Source organism: Flavobacteriales bacterium, assembly GCA_016716605.1.
Taxonomy (GTDB): Bacteria; Bacteroidota; Bacteroidia; order Flavobacteriales_F; family PHOS-HE28; genus PHOS-HE28.
In genome coordinates, this window is sequence record JADJWA010000001.1 from 2,664,530 (window position 1) to 2,679,993 (window position 15,464).

13 protein-coding genes are annotated in these 15,464 nt (G+C 61.8%); 9 read left to right on the forward strand and 4 right to left on the reverse strand.

Translation table 11 applies throughout. From position 1 onward, the window contains the following. Positions 1–6: 6 nt before the first annotated feature. Entirely contained in the window at positions 7–627 is a 621-nt protein-coding gene (locus tag IPM12_10730; protein MBK9148274.1) for a carboxypeptidase-like regulatory domain-containing protein, read from the reverse strand. Between the two features lie 89 nt (positions 628–716). Here IPM12_10730 and IPM12_10735 point away from each other — a divergent pair, with 89 nt between their 5' ends. From IPM12_10735 to IPM12_10755, 5 genes are all read left to right on the forward strand, one after another. Next, positions 717–1,772, forward strand: coding sequence for a T9SS type A sorting domain-containing protein (locus IPM12_10735; protein MBK9148275.1), 1,056 nt, complete (start codon positions 717–719; stop codon positions 1,770–1,772). Between the two features lie 115 nt (positions 1,773–1,887). Continuing rightward, complete coding sequence (locus IPM12_10740) at positions 1,888–2,472, forward strand: LemA family protein (GenBank protein MBK9148276.1); 585 nt, start codon at positions 1,888–1,890, stop codon at positions 2,470–2,472. Beyond that, positions 2,469–2,915, forward strand: coding sequence for a TPM domain-containing protein (locus IPM12_10745; protein MBK9148277.1), 447 nt, complete (start codon positions 2,469–2,471; stop codon positions 2,913–2,915). The genes IPM12_10740 and IPM12_10745 overlap by 4 nt, the downstream gene beginning before the upstream one ends. Continuing rightward, positions 2,912–3,691, forward strand: a complete 780-nt coding sequence (locus IPM12_10750; protein ID MBK9148278.1) for a TPM domain-containing protein — start codon at positions 2,912–2,914, stop codon at positions 3,689–3,691. The genes IPM12_10745 and IPM12_10750 overlap by 4 nt, the downstream gene beginning before the upstream one ends. A 42-nt stretch (positions 3,692–3,733) precedes the next feature. Then, complete coding sequence (locus IPM12_10755) at positions 3,734–4,705, forward strand: tetratricopeptide repeat protein (protein MBK9148279.1); 972 nt, start codon at positions 3,734–3,736, stop codon at positions 4,703–4,705. On the opposite strand, the gene IPM12_10760 is transcribed toward IPM12_10755, so the two are convergent. Continuing rightward, on the reverse strand, positions 4,702–7,077 hold the full coding sequence (locus IPM12_10760; protein MBK9148280.1) for a choice-of-anchor B family protein: 2,376 nt from the start codon (positions 7,075–7,077) through the stop codon (positions 4,702–4,704). The genes IPM12_10755 and IPM12_10760 overlap by 4 nt on opposite strands. A gap of 133 nt (positions 7,078–7,210) precedes the next feature. Here IPM12_10760 and IPM12_10765 point away from each other — a divergent pair, with 133 nt between their 5' ends. The 3 genes from IPM12_10765 (at position 7,211) to IPM12_10775 (ending at position 12,024) form a co-directional block, all read left to right on the forward strand. After that, positions 7,211–7,999 (forward strand): universal stress protein, encoded by a 789-nt coding sequence (locus IPM12_10765; GenBank protein MBK9148281.1) that lies wholly within the window; start codon positions 7,211–7,213, stop codon positions 7,997–7,999. 70 nt (positions 8,000–8,069) lie between these two features. Further along, positions 8,070–10,832: a VCBS repeat-containing protein gene (locus IPM12_10770; protein MBK9148282.1), complete on the forward strand. Its 2,763-nt coding sequence runs from the start codon at positions 8,070–8,072 to the stop codon at positions 10,830–10,832. A gap of 88 nt (positions 10,833–10,920) precedes the next feature. Continuing rightward, positions 10,921–12,024 (forward strand): DGQHR domain-containing protein, encoded by a 1,104-nt coding sequence (locus IPM12_10775; GenBank protein ID MBK9148283.1) that lies wholly within the window; start codon positions 10,921–10,923, stop codon positions 12,022–12,024. 60 nt (positions 12,025–12,084) lie between these two features. Here the strand turns inward: IPM12_10775 and IPM12_10780 are convergent, their stop codons facing one another. Beyond that, positions 12,085–13,638, reverse strand: coding sequence for a T9SS type A sorting domain-containing protein (locus tag IPM12_10780; GenBank protein MBK9148284.1), 1,554 nt, complete (start codon positions 13,636–13,638; stop codon positions 12,085–12,087). Between the two features lie 64 nt (positions 13,639–13,702). Then, entirely contained in the window at positions 13,703–14,236 is a 534-nt protein-coding gene (locus tag IPM12_10785; GenBank protein ID MBK9148285.1) for a TIGR00730 family Rossman fold protein, read from the reverse strand. A 76-nt stretch (positions 14,237–14,312) separates the two neighbouring features. Between IPM12_10785 and IPM12_10790 the strand changes: the two genes are divergently transcribed. Beyond that, complete coding sequence (locus tag IPM12_10790) at positions 14,313–15,461, forward strand: prolyl oligopeptidase family serine peptidase (protein ID MBK9148286.1); 1,149 nt, start codon at positions 14,313–14,315, stop codon at positions 15,459–15,461. The last annotated feature ends 3 nt before the right edge of the window (positions 15,462–15,464 follow it).

Here is a 15,464-nt window from a genome sequence, read left to right on the forward strand (position 1 = left end):
CGATCCTTACTGCTTCTTCAGCTTCCCGCTCTTCCAGGCCTGGATGAACTGCGCCCAGGCAATAGGATTGAACAGGTTGATGGCAGGTGTGCCGCCGCTGTAATAGAGCCGCGTCTGATCCAGCGCCATCTGGTAGTTGAAGCTCTGCGCCCCGTCGGGCCCGAGGTTCTCCATGCGCTGCATCATCTCGGCCGGTGATAGGTTGCGCATGGTGAGCTGGTAGTCGTCGGCCGGGAGGTTCAGATTCAGGAAGGCATCGGCGAATTGCTCCTTCGACGGCCAGGGTACCACCACTTGTTCCTTCAGCCAAACCGTATCACGGCTCATCACGTGGATCATCGAATACCGATTCTCCGGAAGGCCCAACGGAATCATGTAGCTCGAGCGCATGAAGCCCAGCGCGCTGAACAGCACCGTATCGCCCTCCTGCGCCACGAAGCTGAAATAGCCATACACATCACTCATGGTACCGTGGTAGGTGTCCTTGACTAGAATATTCGTGAAGGGCACCGGTTGGAGGCTGTCCGTGACCACCACGCCGCTGAACTGCACCAGCTTGGGTTTCTCCGCTTGGCCATGGCCATTCAGGGCACAAATCAGCAATAGGAGGAGAGGCAGGAATCGCATGGGCGCCAAAGGTAGGCGGGAGGGCAGGGGGGAATACTGATCCCACGCATGTTCTCCGCTCGGTAGCTTAGCCCGCACAACCGGCCTCCATGCGTTCGACCCTACTCCTGGTTTCCCTGCTGCCAGCACCAGCCTTTGCCCAGATCATCATCGGCTTGCCCGATATGCCCAGCGCTGGCGATACGGTGCGCTATGTGACCTCGTCAGCAGCCGGGTTCGACCCCGCCGAGACCGAGGCCGGCTTCATATGGGACTTCAGCATGCTCGAAATCGGGCCTGAGGGTGCGGACACCTGCGTGACCGTTGCCAGCACCCCCTTCGCCTACCAGTTCTTCTTCAATAACCCGGTGCTGTACCCGCAGCATCGCGCGGATTATGCAGTGCGCGGCCAGAGCTTCGATTTCCAGGTGCTGACAGTGAGCGATGTACGCGACTATTTCAAGAAGGACACAGCCGGCTTCCGCAACGTGGGCTTCGGCGCAAACGTGAACGGAGTTCCTACCAGCACACGACGCATACCTGTGGATTGGGTCCATCGGTTCCCCTTGGAGTACGGTGACATGGACACCAGTTTCAGTGAGTTCGAACTCACCGTTCCCACACTGTTCAGCTTCACCCAGCGGCAATGGCGCTACAACGAGGCGGATGGATGGGGCACCCTGTACCTGCCCGCTGACACCTTCGAAGTGCTGCGCGTGAAGAGCACCTTGCAGCGCACGGACAGTGCCTATGTGGAGCAATTCGGACAAGGCTTCACCTTCCCGGAGCCGGAGACCATCGAGTACAAGTGGATCGCGCTGGGCATGGACCTGCCCGTGCTGCAGATCACCGCAGTGGCTGGGCAGGTCGCAACCGCACGCTTCCACTATTCGCCGACCGATATCGTCAATGGCATCACGGATCGCAGCCGCGCGGAGCTGCTCGTGTTCCCGAATCCGGCCAAGGGATCCGTGCAGGTAATGGTCCCCGAAGGCACATGGCAGCGGATTGAATTGCGCGATATGGGCGGGCGTTTGGTGCGTGCTCAGGGCGCTTTGGGCCCGGGCGCGGCAGAGTTGGTTCTGCGCGGGCTGGATTCTGGGGCGTATTCGGTGGCCTTATGCGGTCCATCCGGCCGGAGCACCGCACGGCTGCTGATCCACTGATCCGCTCTGCGGTTCCAATTGTCCGGCGGGATTGCCGTTGGTCATTGGCCAGCCCGGACTGCGGCCAAGCTGCCATCATGCGCAGGTACATTCGCCGCGCAAACGAGCAATAACCATGAGGAAGTACCTTGGATTGATCATTGTCGGCGGCCTGATCGGCATCGTCCTGATATGGGCCATCAGCGCCAGCAACGGAATGAAGCGCGCGAACATCGCCATCACCAAGCAGTGGGGGCAGGTTGAAGTGGCGTACCAAGCCCGTGCGGACAAGACGAAGAACCTGCTGGAAATCGTGAAAGGGGCCGCCGATTACGAGAGCCAGACCTTGAAGGACGTGGTAGCTGCCCGCCAACGGGCCATTGAATTGAAGGTGGACGCCAATGACCTTACCCCGGAGAAGATCAAGGCCTTTGAGCAGGCGCAGCGCGATCTGGGCGGTGCCATCGGACGTTTGCTGGTTGAGAACTACCCAACCTTGAAGGCAGTGGAGAGCTTCAGGGATTTCCAAGCGCAGTATGAGGGCATGGAGAACCGCATCGCCACAGAAAGGGGGCGCTTCAACGAAGCCGTGGCCGATTACAACACCCGGATCGCCATGTTCCCGGGGAGCATCATCGCCAATTGGATGGGCTTCACGCCGAAGGAGGGCTTCTCGGCCCAGGAAGGCACGGAGAACGCCCCGGACATCTCCTTCCAGTGAGCGCCAACACCGCCGAGGAATTCCTCACCGCCGGTGAGCGGGAACTGGTGGCTGCGGCAATCATCGAAGCGGAGCGGCGAACCAGCGGAGAGATCAGGGTTCACCTCGAGGACCACATCGAAGAGGATGTTCTGGATCATGCGGCCTTTGTATTCGAGGAACTGGGCATGCAACGCACCAAGGACCGCAATGGCGTGCTCATCTACGTGAGCGTGGCCGATCACAAAGCAGCCGTGATCGGCGACAAGGGCATCAACGACCATGTGCCGGAGCGCTTCTGGCACGACGTGCTCGGCGTGTTGCGGCTTCACTTCGCGGCCGGCCGCCATGCCGAGGGGCTTTGCGAGGCGGTCATGCTCGTCGGAGAGAAGCTGCGCGACTTGCATCCGCTGCAGCGCGATGACCGGAATGAGTTGAGCAACGAAGTGAGCTTCCGCCGATGAAAGCGCTGCTGCTCGCACTGGGCGTGGTGGCTCCGGTCGCGCTGAGCGCAGCCAATTTCCCCTGCGATGCGCAGGCGCCAACAGCCGGTGAGCAGGACCGCTTGCTCTGGGCCTATGCGCCCATCCTGAGCTCGGAGGAGCAGGAGCGCATCAACGGGCGACTAACGGCCTTTGCCCGTGAGACGAGCAATCAAGTGCTGGTACTCATCGTGGATACTCTTTGTGGCGAGGAGCCAGCCGCACTGGCCACGGGCATAGGGCATCGCTGGGGCATCGGGCATAACGGATTCGATAACGGCATTGTCTTCCTGATCAAGCCCACCGGCAGCGCAGGCACACGCAAGGTCTTCATCGCAACCGGTTACGGGCTTGAGGGTGCCATCCCCGATGCCACTTGCCGGCGGATCATCGAGCAGGAGGTGCTGCCGCATTTCAAGCAAGGCGAATTCGCGGCGGGCATCGAAGCGGCGCTTGATGTGATCTTCCCCTTGGCCAAAGGCGAATACGATCATGCGCACTACGGCCGCAGCAGAATCCCTTGGGGTGCATTCGTCGTGATGCTCGTGATCGTGCTGATCATGGTACTGGCCTGGCGCGGGCGGGTGAACCGGTACGCGCGCACGAACCGGATTGATTTCTGGACCGCGATGTGGCTCTTGAGCCAGATGAACCGCTCGGGCGGGGGGCATCGCGGCGGCGGGTTCTCGGGCGGGAGCGGTTTCGGCGGATTCGGTGGCGGCGGATTCGGCGGTGGCGGGGCAGGCGGCAGTTGGTGACCCCGAGCAATGGCGGCTCGCTCCCTTTACATTAGACGCCGGATGAAGCATCATGTGAAGCCCGGCCCGCGCACCCTCGTTCTGGTTTCAATGCTGGCCATAGCGTGCGGCATTCCGCCCCGGGCGGACGCGCAAAGCGTGCAGCTCCTGCTGATCCGGGGCGATTCACTCCTCGATGCTGACAAGCCCCAGAGGGCACTGGCCATCTTCGATGAGGCGGTGAAGCGCGAGGCCACCCCGGCCACGCTGATCGCTCGATCACGCGCCTATTACAAACTCGATCGCATGGAGCGCTTCGTGCAGGACATCGACCGCGCGCTCCGCTTGGACAGCACGAATGGCGAGGCGCATTTCCAGCGCGGGATCTATTCCCTGCAGGCCAACGACAGCGACCGGGCCGAATTCCACGGGGCCCGTGCAATCCAATATGCGCGCAACGACCGCAGCAAGGCCAAGGCCCTCAACGTGCGCGGCGAGGCTCGCGCCGAACGGAAGCACTACGCCGAAGCCGCCGCCGATCTTGCGCAGGCCTGGGCCTTGGGGCTCGAGGACATTGCCGCCTTGCGGACCCTCGCAGGGCTGTACGACGGCGAGGGGCAGCACGCAGAAGCCTTGCGGGTGCTGGAACGGTTATGCGAACTGGATCCCGGCGATATGGGCAATTGGGCCAATCGCGCGAACGAGCTGAACATGCTTGGCCGTTACGAGGAGGCGATCACCATGGCTGATCGTGCGCTCTCCTCCGACAAGGACGAACCCTACTCGCTGGGTCATAAGGCCTACGCCTACACCAAGCTCGGGCGCGATGATGAGGCTTGGGCCGCACTCGAGCGGAGCCTGCGCAATTACCCGAGCAATCCCTTTACGCTGCGCACGCGGGCCGTCCTGAGGCTTCGTAAAGGCGAGCGCGCCAAGGCGTGCGACGATCTGAGCCTGGCCAAAGCGATGGCGGAAATCCCAGAGGTGGACCAGATGATCCTGGAGCACTGCGCTGGGGCGGAGGAAAAGCGCTAACGCTCGATCACGAGCCGATCACGCGCTTGGCGTCCGATGCCATCGCGCACGATCAGCAGGTACGCTCCGGGCGCCAATCCCCAATCGGCTTCGAGCGTCCCGGATCCCATCCAAGACTGCTGGGCCACTATGCGGCCGGACTGATCGAGCACTTGGACATAGGCGGGCACGAAGCCGGTGGCGCGCAGCACAACAGGGCCAGCGCTGGGGTTCGGCGAGGCCATCACGCCGCGCTCCAGTTCTTCGATGCCCGTATCATCCACGAAGTACAACTCAAACAGATCGAGGCCGGCTTCCACCACATGACCCGGGCTTTCATCCGCGGTTGAAGCGATGAAACGCATGGTCGCGGTGGGTGGGAGGAAGTCGTCGATCCGGAAGTCGCGGGGCAACCAAGAGCCGTTCCCCGTGCTGCTTTCGGTCACCGTCTCAAGCGTCACGGTGCTTGCACCGTTGTCAAGCCTTAAGGTCAACTCATCATTCGGGCTACCACTGCCCCCGCCATTGACGAACCACCGGCGATACCGCACGTGGGCAATGCCTGCACCGACGGCATCGAACAGCGGAGAGGTCAGCGATGTGCTGCCGCCATCCACATCGTTGTCCCCGGCGCCGCCGCCGCTGAGGCCGGTCACGTATGCGTTCGCGCCGCAGTCGCCGGGCACGTCAGCGCCAGGATTGCTCGGATCATTGCCCAGGGTCGTTGCCACCGGAGCGCCCCGTTCCCATTGGCCGGAGCTGGCATCACCCATCAACGTCCAGCCCAGATCGAGCGCGAAATCATCGGCATAGCCCGGTTCGAGCTGCACTTGGAAGCTGCTGCTGCCCGGGTTCATGGCCACAGGCGCTGGGCACCCGGTATGCCACCCCCATCGACCTGCGGTGATGGAATAGTCGTCGGCGAAGACCCCTTGTAGGGTGCAATTGCCATCAGGGCCGGTGGCGCCGCTGTACGCATAAGTACCGCTCGTGATCTGAACGGTGGCTCCTTCAACGGGAAGGCCGCTACCCAATGTGGAAACGTTGACCGTGACATCGAACGGCACCAAGGGCTCGAGCTCAATGGGCTGCACGGTCACCTGCCCGTTCACCAGCGTCACCCCGTTGATCGTGGTCGGGAGATAGCCCGGAGCGGTGGCGGTCACCGAATAGGTCCCGGCGGTGTGGTAGCCGGTGGCGTACTGGCCGTCGACCCCGGTGATATCCTCGGAGGAGGTCCCCGTGATCTGCACCGTTGCGTTGGCCACCGGTGCCGAGGTCAGCGAGTTGGTCACCGGGCCTTCCAGCCAACAGGCTTGCACGTAGGTGGGCGCCAGCACGAACAGGCCCAATTGCATGTCGGAGATGATCAGATTGCCCGATGGGAAGTAGGGGTAAACGCCCCACGCCCCGTTGAAGCCATCGCCGGTGAGCGGAGAAGTGTCGTAGTTCCCCACTTCCACCATGTTGTGCGGGTCGCTCACATCGTAGATGGTGACACCGAAGGTGTAATAGGAGGTGACGGCGTAGCCATTGAGCCAATAGGTGTTGTGCGGGATGGCGCCGGACCCGTTGTCGCTTCGCAGCCGGTCCACTTCGGTGATGTCCGTGGGGTCACTCACATCGTAGGCGCCCACGTAGGCATTGGTGCGCTCATCGGTGGTGAATAGGTAATCACCGCTCGAATCGAGCCAGGTGTTGTGGGTGAAATCGCTCGGGGTGCTCTTGGTGCCCAGCAGCACGGGAGCCGCAGGGTCGGACACATCCACGATGGAGAAGAACCCGTCATAGATGTGCGCTGCGTAGAGCGTGTCGCCGCGCGCGAAGCTGTCGTGGCAGTACCAGTTGTCGAATTGGCCCACCTGCACCGGGTTCATCGGGTCTTGGGTGAGGTCGTACATGATCACGCCGCCGTTGCCGGTGTTGGCCCCATGGATGTACAAGCGGCCGTTCTCGTCGATGAAGAGCGAATGCGAGGTGCTCCAGGTGGGCGCGTCCCACACGATGGCCGGGAGGTCGGTGCTCTGTGGAAGCGGGCTGAGGTCAACGATGACCAATTCACCGTCTTCGGCTTCGGTGGTCACGTAGGCGTGATCCCCCCACACCTTGATCTCGCGCCAGATGCTGGGCGGGCCGGGAAAGAAGAAGACCTCCTGCGGGTCGGTAGGGTCGGCCAGGCTCACCACGCTGAGGCCGCCTGGGTTCTGTGCATTGGTGCCGCAAACGCCCATGAGCGCGTACTCGTTGCCGAACTCGTCCGTGTAGCCCCAGAGGTTGCTGAGGTTGCTGTTGCGGAGCGTCTGGTAGTTGAGTTGGCCTACGAAATCGATGTTCAACTGGGCTTGGGTGCCAAGTCCGGTGAGCATCGCAACGGCGAAAAGAGTGGTTCTCATGGGGATCGGATCGCGCCAAAGTATGCGCTAAAGCCTTGCGCGTTGAAGACCATCGGCTCAGGATCCGTGGGTTGCGATGAAGCCTGATGCCCCAGCGACGAGCCGTACGGGTATCTTGGCCCGCACATTCGCCATGGCTGATATCCTCTGCACCACCGACCTCACGCCGGCTTCAGATGCGGCGTTGCACCACGCTTGCGCCATGGGAAATCGTTTGGGGGCTCGCGTGAGCGTGCTGCACGTGGTCGGGAAAGGCCAACGCGATCCGGAAGCGAAGTCGAAGGTGGAGCAAGCGATCCGCGAAACTCTCGACCAAGCCGGCGTCGGCGAGCCCAGGATCCTGCTCCCCGATGGCGATTTCATGGAGGAGATCGCCGCAGAGAGCCGCCGCGGCCATCAGCTGCTGGTGATGGGCACCCACGGGCCCAAGGGCTTGCGCCAATCGATCTTCGGTGCGGATATCCTGAAGCTTGTCAGGCGATCGGCCGTGCCATGCTATGTGGTGCAGGCGGAGGCCCCACTCGATAAGGAGCTCACCCGGATCGTGATGCCGGTAGCCAGCCATCAGGATATCGAGCGCTTGATCGACATCGTGTGCGTCCTCGCCAAGGCTTGGGCCGCTGAGGTCGATGTGTTCCAGCTCGTAAGGCCAGGAGAGCAGCCCAGTGATGAGCTGCTGAGGAACAAGCTGCACATGCTTGAGCGCCTCGAGTCTGACGGGATTCGCCACGCTGAGGTCAACGAGCCATCCACCTCGTTCAGCGTGGGCTTCGCCAAGGCAACCATTGAGTACGCCCAGCGCGTCGGCGCCGGCGCGATCGCCGTCATGGCCATGGCCAGCGACGAGTTCCGCTATATCGCGGATCCAGAGAAGGAGCGGATCCTCGCGAATGAGGCCCGGATCCCGGTGATCTGCGCCTGACTGGGTGGCCGATAGGCCAAGGCCGGTATATTCGTGGTCCAGAGCCAATCGGCACCCTTAGCCACCCCAGATGCGCGCCACCTTTCTAATGCCTTTGGGCCTATTCCCCGGCTTATCCACAGCCCAATTCGCCGCGCCTGAGATCGTGGTCCCAAATGGAGGCTTCGAGGCATTCCGGGCCATCGATGCCAACCACGACGGGAGCCTGGACCTGGTGCGGGTTGAATCCGGGCTCGGCTTCGTGATGTACCCGAATGCTGATGGCCTCGGCGCATTTGGAGCCGCTGCCGTGCTCTTGTCGGAAGCTGGAAGCGTTTCAACGTGGGCCATGGGCGACCTTACCGGTGATGGCTCGCCGGACCTGGCCTTCAGTTCAAATGGTTCGCTCTCATGTTCCATTAACAATGGCTCCGGGGGATTCTCGCCTCCGGTCGCGCTTTGGGACCACGCATCGCAGGGGCTTGATGCATTGCGCATTGAGCTGGCTGAGCTCACGGGCGATGGATTGAATGATATCGTGGTAGCGGCCGCACCCGGAATCGAGGAGAAGCAACTGTTCTTGGCAACGAACACCGGAGGCGCTTTCGGCGTGCTCAACCCCATCGGACCCCTGGTTACCGGTGCGCTGCCTGCCTTTGTGGCGAGCGGTGATATGGATCTGGAAGGCGGAAATGATCTTGTGGTGCAGGATGGGAGCAATGCAGTGATCGTGCTGCGCAACGTGGACGGTGACGGAACGGCCTGGCTAGCGGACACGCTTATGCTCTTCGATGCGCCCGACTGGTTCATGGAAGCGCGCCTGATCGACTTGGATGGCGATGGTGACCTCGATATCGTGGAAACGGGCTTCACGAACATCTTGTTCTGGCGGGAGAATCCGCTGGAAGAAGGCGGAACATGGGGAGCTTGGCCACTGCACGAGTTGGAGCCTTGGACCACTGCAGGCCCGGCGGCATTCGGCAACTTGGGTTGCGGGTCCGGCGCCGGTTATGTGTGTGTGCCCAACAACCCGGGTGCTCAGCCGCGCTATGCCCATTGGGTCGCTAACGTCGGGGCGATCAGCCATCGCCAGGAATTGCCCGAAATGCCACGCGGAGCGGATTTGATCCTGGCCGATTTCAATGCAGACGGCCAGGACGATCTGGTGATGCGCTTCGACGAAGATTGGCTGCTGCTCCTCAACACTGTTCAGCCAGCTGCTGCCCCCGCCCTGCTGCCCGCCTTGGAGCCCTTGTGCAAATTCGGGAATGAGGTGCCTTTGCCAGAAGCACAACCTCCTAGCGGACAATGGTTTGGCCCAGGAGTGTTCCAGAATGAGTTGTTGCGGCAGATGCTGGTCGGCTCCGGCACTTTCACCCTCGCATACACCGGTTACGATCCGGGTGGGTGCGCTGTGGGCGATCTGGCCTTGATCATGGTTGTGGAAGAACCCACCGTGAGCCCCTCCCTCGGCGATGCATATTGCCGCAATGAGCCGCCGATCCAACTCACCTCAGCGCCCGCAGGCGTCACTTGGTTCGGCGCCGGACCAGATGGGGTCTTCGATCCCGCCATCTTTCCTGGTGGCATCGTTGGGGCCATGTTCACGGATCATACCGGCGAGAGCTGCATGTTCGAGTCCTTCCCGATTCAGATGCAGATCCCGGTTCCGGTGAGCATTGATCCGGTCGGGCCATTCTGCGTGAACAGCGGACCGCAGTTGATCACGGGCAGCACGGTCAACCCGTTCCCTTACTGGTCCGGCGATATCGCTTCATGGAACTCATCCGGGGCCACCTTCCTGCCGGCCCAAGGCGCGGGCACTTATGCTGTGGTGATGATTGCTGACCCGATCGTTCCCACGCAATGCTCTGGCTTCGATACGCTGTACATAGTGGTGAACGACCAGTTCCCGGATATTGAGATTGAGGAGCTTCCGATACTCTGTGCTACCAGCGATCCACTCGATTTGGTGCCACTGGTGTTGCCCGAGGGGGGAATCTGGGCTGGCCCTGGCATTGTGGGGTCGAGCTTTGATCCGGGTTCGGTGGCGGCTGGCGCCTACTTGATCACCTATACCGCGAGTATGGCCGGGTGCCTCGGATCGGAAGTAGCGGCCATCAAGGTGTTCGATGCGGCGGAGGTGGTCCCGGGCAATAACCTGGAACTATGCCCCACGGATGACCCGGTGCTCTTCACCGGCTTTCCCGAAGGAGGGGAATGGGGGGCGCCGATCGCCAGTGATGGCGCATTCGACCCGATGACGGCGGGGGTCGGCACACACTACGTGAGCTATCTCTGGACCGGAGCCGATGGCTGCCAGCTGATGGCACTGGAGCAGTCCATTACCGTACTGCCCGCCACCACGGTGGAGATTGAATCGACCGGCATCCTGTGCGACAACCTCACGGAGGTGCTGGTCATTGGTAGCCCAGCTGGCACATGGACCGGCGCGGCCCAGGGCGAAGGCGATTTCGTGGCGGTGAACCCCGCGGCTTTGGGTCCGGGCAGCTGGCCGATCACCCTCACTGCTACCGCTGCTGGACAATGCACCGGCAGCAGCACGGTCGAATTAATCGTTGAGGTCTGCACCGGGTTGTATGGGCAAACGGATCTGCTGGCCGAAGCCTGGCCGAACCCGCATCCGGGTCAGTTGCACCTACAGGTCGGCGCACAGGCGCTCCGCAGCCTGCATCTGCTGGATGCTGCCGGGCGCATCGTCGAGAGCTGGGGCCCTCAGCCCGCCGGCACGCTTTTGCTGGTTGAGCAGCGATCCGCTCCCGCTGGCATCTATTCCCTTCAGCTGGAGGCCGAATCCGGGGTGGTTCAGCGCCTGCGGATTGTGAGGCTCTGAGCCTCAGGGCGAAGCCCTATTTCGCCCATCTGATTTGGCCGGATCGCCCAGCCACTTACTTTCGGAACCGACTTGTAAACAACCTGCCATGATCGCCACCCAGATCCGCCAGAAAGACGCCAGCTTCTACTTCGTCTCATACCCCGCCGAGGATATCCTTCGTCGCGTCCGCTTCATCAGCCGATTCTATGCCGAAGGGGAAAAGAGCATCGCACCGGAGGAAGCCAAGAAAGGCGACGACATCGCCGGGTTCATCCAGAAGATCGAGCGCAGCGACGCCGCCTTCCAGCGCACCATGTCGCATGGCAAGATCAAGGCGATCCGGAACTTCTACGAAACAGCCGTGGCCCAGCCGCCGATCCCCGGCACGGTGCTGCTATTCAGCAGCGACATCCTCGATTTCTCGCCCATCGGCAACACCAAGAACATCGGCGACCTGAAGGAGCCAAAGGACAAGTACCTGATCATCGATGGCCAGCACCGACTGGCCGCGCTCGAGTTCTACATGCGCTCGCATCCTCAGGAGGCCAAGACCATCCATGTGCCCTGCATCATCTTCGATGGCGAGAGCGAGGATTTCGCCGCCGAGATGTTCGTGATCATCAACAGCACTCCCACGCGCATCAACAAGAGCCACCTGATCGACTTGTATGAGCGCGTGAGCTGGGAACGGCCCGACAAGCGCATGGCCGCCAAGGTGATCGAGCGCCTATACAGCGAGGATAGCAGCCCTCTCCAGTACCGCATCAATCGCTTGGGCAACCGCAGCAAGCAGGAGAAGTGGATCATGCAGGCGGAGCTCTTCAACGAGGTGCACCGCTGGGTGGCGCGCGGATTCGAGAAAGGGGAGAAGGTGAACGATGCCAACGTGATGAAGCGCTACCGGATCCTGCAGGAGTTCTTCAAGGCCGCCAAAGCCGCCTTCGGCGATACCTGGGGCGATCCCCGCTACCACGTCACCAAGCCGGTCACGCTCAAAGCGCTCATCCGTGTTTGCGCCGACCTCAATGCGCGCGATCGTGGTGATGAGGATACCCGCCTGCAGCGCTGGACCCAGCGCCTCACCAATGCGTGGAGCGACGAGAAGCGCGAATTCCGCGACGACGGCTTCTATGAGCGATTCGCCGCCAAAGGGCAGGTGGAGCGCGTGGGCAAAGTGCACAAGTACCTTAGCGGGAAGCTTGGACTATAATCCGGCACAGCCCGAATGAAAAGGGCCGGCTCGCACGAGCCGGCCCTCTCATTGCCTGGATCATCGAGCTACGACCAGTGCATGGTGCTGCACCTGGCCATCGGTCTGCAGACGCAGGGTGTACCTGCCCTCAGCCAGACCCGCAACCGACAGGGTCACTTGGGCATTCGGTTGGATGCTTCGATAGATCCTGGCCTCTCGACCGGCCGCATCGAGCAGCACCGCCTGGGCAGCTCCAATTGAGGAATGCATGACCGTGATGCGGTCACCGAAACTCGGATTCGGGCTCAGAGAGATCGAAAAGGCCGATGGTTGGCTCGCGCCGAGCGTCCAATCCACGTCATATCGCACCAGGGCAATATCGTTGTCCGTTGCAGCCGTGAACCCGGACGTGAAGCCGGCAAGCAGGAGCTTTCCATCTGGTTGTATGTCCAGGGCGTTGGCATCGTCGAAGTCCACATCGATGGAAGTGACCGTGGCGCCGTTCGTGCCGAAAGACATGACCGGATCCCCCAAGCTCGTATAGCGTGCCACGATGAAATCACGCGGAGCAGCGAAGCCGCCCTCCCCGGTAGTGCCGCACACCACCAGGTCGCCATTGCCGTAGCGCTTGATGTCATACCCGTAATTCACAGGATTCACGCTGAGCGTGACGATCCCATCGCCGCTGAAGAACGGGTGGAGCACGCCATCTGAACGGATCGCGGACAAGAGGAGGTCGATGCCTGTGGCCGACTCAGACCAGCCGGTGATGTAGATGAGCGTTTCATCGGCGGTGATCCCCCACGCGGCGTGGTCCCCAGTGCCCACAGGAGGCATCACCATGCCATTCAACCCGAAAGCATTCTCCGGGACCCCGAGATCGTCCACCATGAAGAGCATGGCCTTCATCTCGAAATTCACATTGGCATGCCCAGCGCCCACTGCGTTCCCATTGTCGAGTATGGTGAGGCAGGTGAGCAGGTCCTCGCCTTCATGATTGTCGTTCACGGCAAGGCCACTATCGCCAAAGCTGGCGTCGGGCGTGCCATCAGCCATCACGCGCATGATGAAGGCGTCGCGGTCGAAGCCTGAATCGATGAGGCTTCCGGCCAGTACCACGCGGTCCCCGGCGATCACGGCGATTCCGCGGGCCTCGGCTTCCGAATCGCTGATGGCGTAGGTCATCACACCGTTGTTCCCGAAAGAAGCGTCAGGCTGGCCCGCGGCGTCCGTGCGCACCAATGGGACCACGGCCTGCGCGAATGTGGGATAAGCCAGCCCGGTGACGTAGATGCTGCCCTGGCTGTCGCGCGCCATGGCGTAACCATAGGCCTCTTCGCCGATGGTGAAGAAGGTGTAGCCGTTGTCCGTGCCGAAAGCCTGGTCAAGCGAGCCATCCTCCAGCAGGTGGGCGATGAAGATCGAATTGCGGTCCCCGACACGGGCCACGCCGCATATCAGCGAAGTATTGTCATCCAGCGCGATCACATCATTGGCTACATCGTGAAGGCTGCCTGGCTGGAGCGTGGCGATGCCGGCATTGCCGAAGGAGGGATCAAGGGTGCCCGACTGGGCGATTGCACCGCCGCAGAGGAAAGCGGCTGACAGGAGCGACACGTAACGAGGGGTCATGGTTGCAGGGGTTCGGAAGCGGATGGCGAAGATGCGTACCAACCGCCTCTATCCGTCACCTGGTTCAGTTGGCGAGCAACGAATCGAGCAGGGGGGCGACCTCGGATCCTGCGATGATCCGCGTGGGGCCATGCAGGAATCCATCGGCTTTCATGCGCGCGGCTTGGGCCAGCAACGGGTCGTAGAAGCCATTCACGTTCAGTATCCCCACGGCCTTGGCGTGGATGCCCAATTGCCGCCACGTGAGCAGTTCGAAGAGTTCGTCCATGGTGCCGAATCCGCCGGGCAGTGCCACCACGGCTTGGCTGAGCTCGTGCATGCGCATTTTCCGCTCGTGCATATCGCGCACGATGATCAGGTCCGTGAGACCGGTGTGCGCGAGCTCCTTCTTCACCATGAAGCCAGGTATCACGCCGATCACTTCGCCACCCGCTTCGAGCGCAGCATCGGCAACGGCCCCCATGAGGCCCACATGCCCGCCGCCGTAAACCACGCCCATGCCACGCAGGGCGATGGCCCGGCCCATTTCCTTGGCCGCTTGGATGATGAAAGGGTCGCGGCCAGCACTGGCCCCGCAGAACACGGCGATGCGCATGATCATTTCGACTACGAGAGCCGCGTGCAAGGTAGGCTCGACCCCTTGGCCTAACTTGGCCAGACAATCCTTACTGGCGATGCGGCCCTCGATCTCCTACGCCTCAATCCTTGCAGCGCTATTGGCGCTGTCGATGCCTTATCGCGCTGAAGCGCAAACCATCGTCAACGGTAGCATCCAGCACGGCGGCATTCAAAGGGATTACATCCTTTATGTTCCTGCGATCTACAGCCCGGGCACACCGGTGCCCCTGGTCTTCAACCTGCATGGCTATACCAGCAACAACCTGCAGCAGCTCTACTACGGCGACTTCCGCCTGATCGCTGACACCGCTGATTTCATCCTGGCGCTGCCCAATGGCACACTCGATGGCCAGGGGAACCGCTTCTGGAACGCCTTCGGGCTAGCCGCGCCCGATGACCTCGGCTTCATCACCGCCCTCATCGATAGCATCAGCTCGGGGTACAGCATCGACGCTGACCGGATCTATAGCACCGGCATGAGCAATGGCGGCTTCATGAGCTACGAGCTGGCCTGCTTCCGCAGCGAGCGCTTCGCGGCCATCGCCTCCGTGACCGGCACCATGAATGTGGTCAGTTTGGCCACATGCGACCCTGCGCACCCCATGCCCGTGATGCAGATCCACGGCACGGCCGATCCTACGGTGATCTACAACGGCAGCGCGGGCGTCTCCGCGATCGAGCCTCTGGTGGCGAGCTGGGTGCAGTTCAACAACTGCAATCCCACGCCGAGTTTCACCGCTGTGCAGAACGTGAGCACCACGGACGGCTGCACCGCCGAGCATTACGCGTACACCGGCGGCGATGCTGGCAGCTCGGTGGAGTTCTACAAGGTCCTTGACGGCGGACACACTTGGCCCGGCGCGGCCTTCACCATCGGGGTCACCAATCAGGACTTCAGCGCGAGCAAGGAGATCTGGCGATTCTTCCGACAGTATGATCTGGGGATGCTCACCGGTGTTCCTGATCCTGCATCAGATGCACCTTCTTTCAGCATCGGCCCGAATCCGAGCGAGGGCAGCTTCCAACTGCGGTTCGTGGATGCGCAGCTGAGGATGATCACTGTGATGGATGCAATGGGGAGGTTGATTTCCGAAGAGCGCACCGCCGATCCCGTGCTCGAGTTCCAAATGGATGGAAGCGGGGTTTATTCCGTTTCTGTGCTCGAGAACGGAACGATCCGGACGGGACGTGTGCTGGTATTGTAGCTC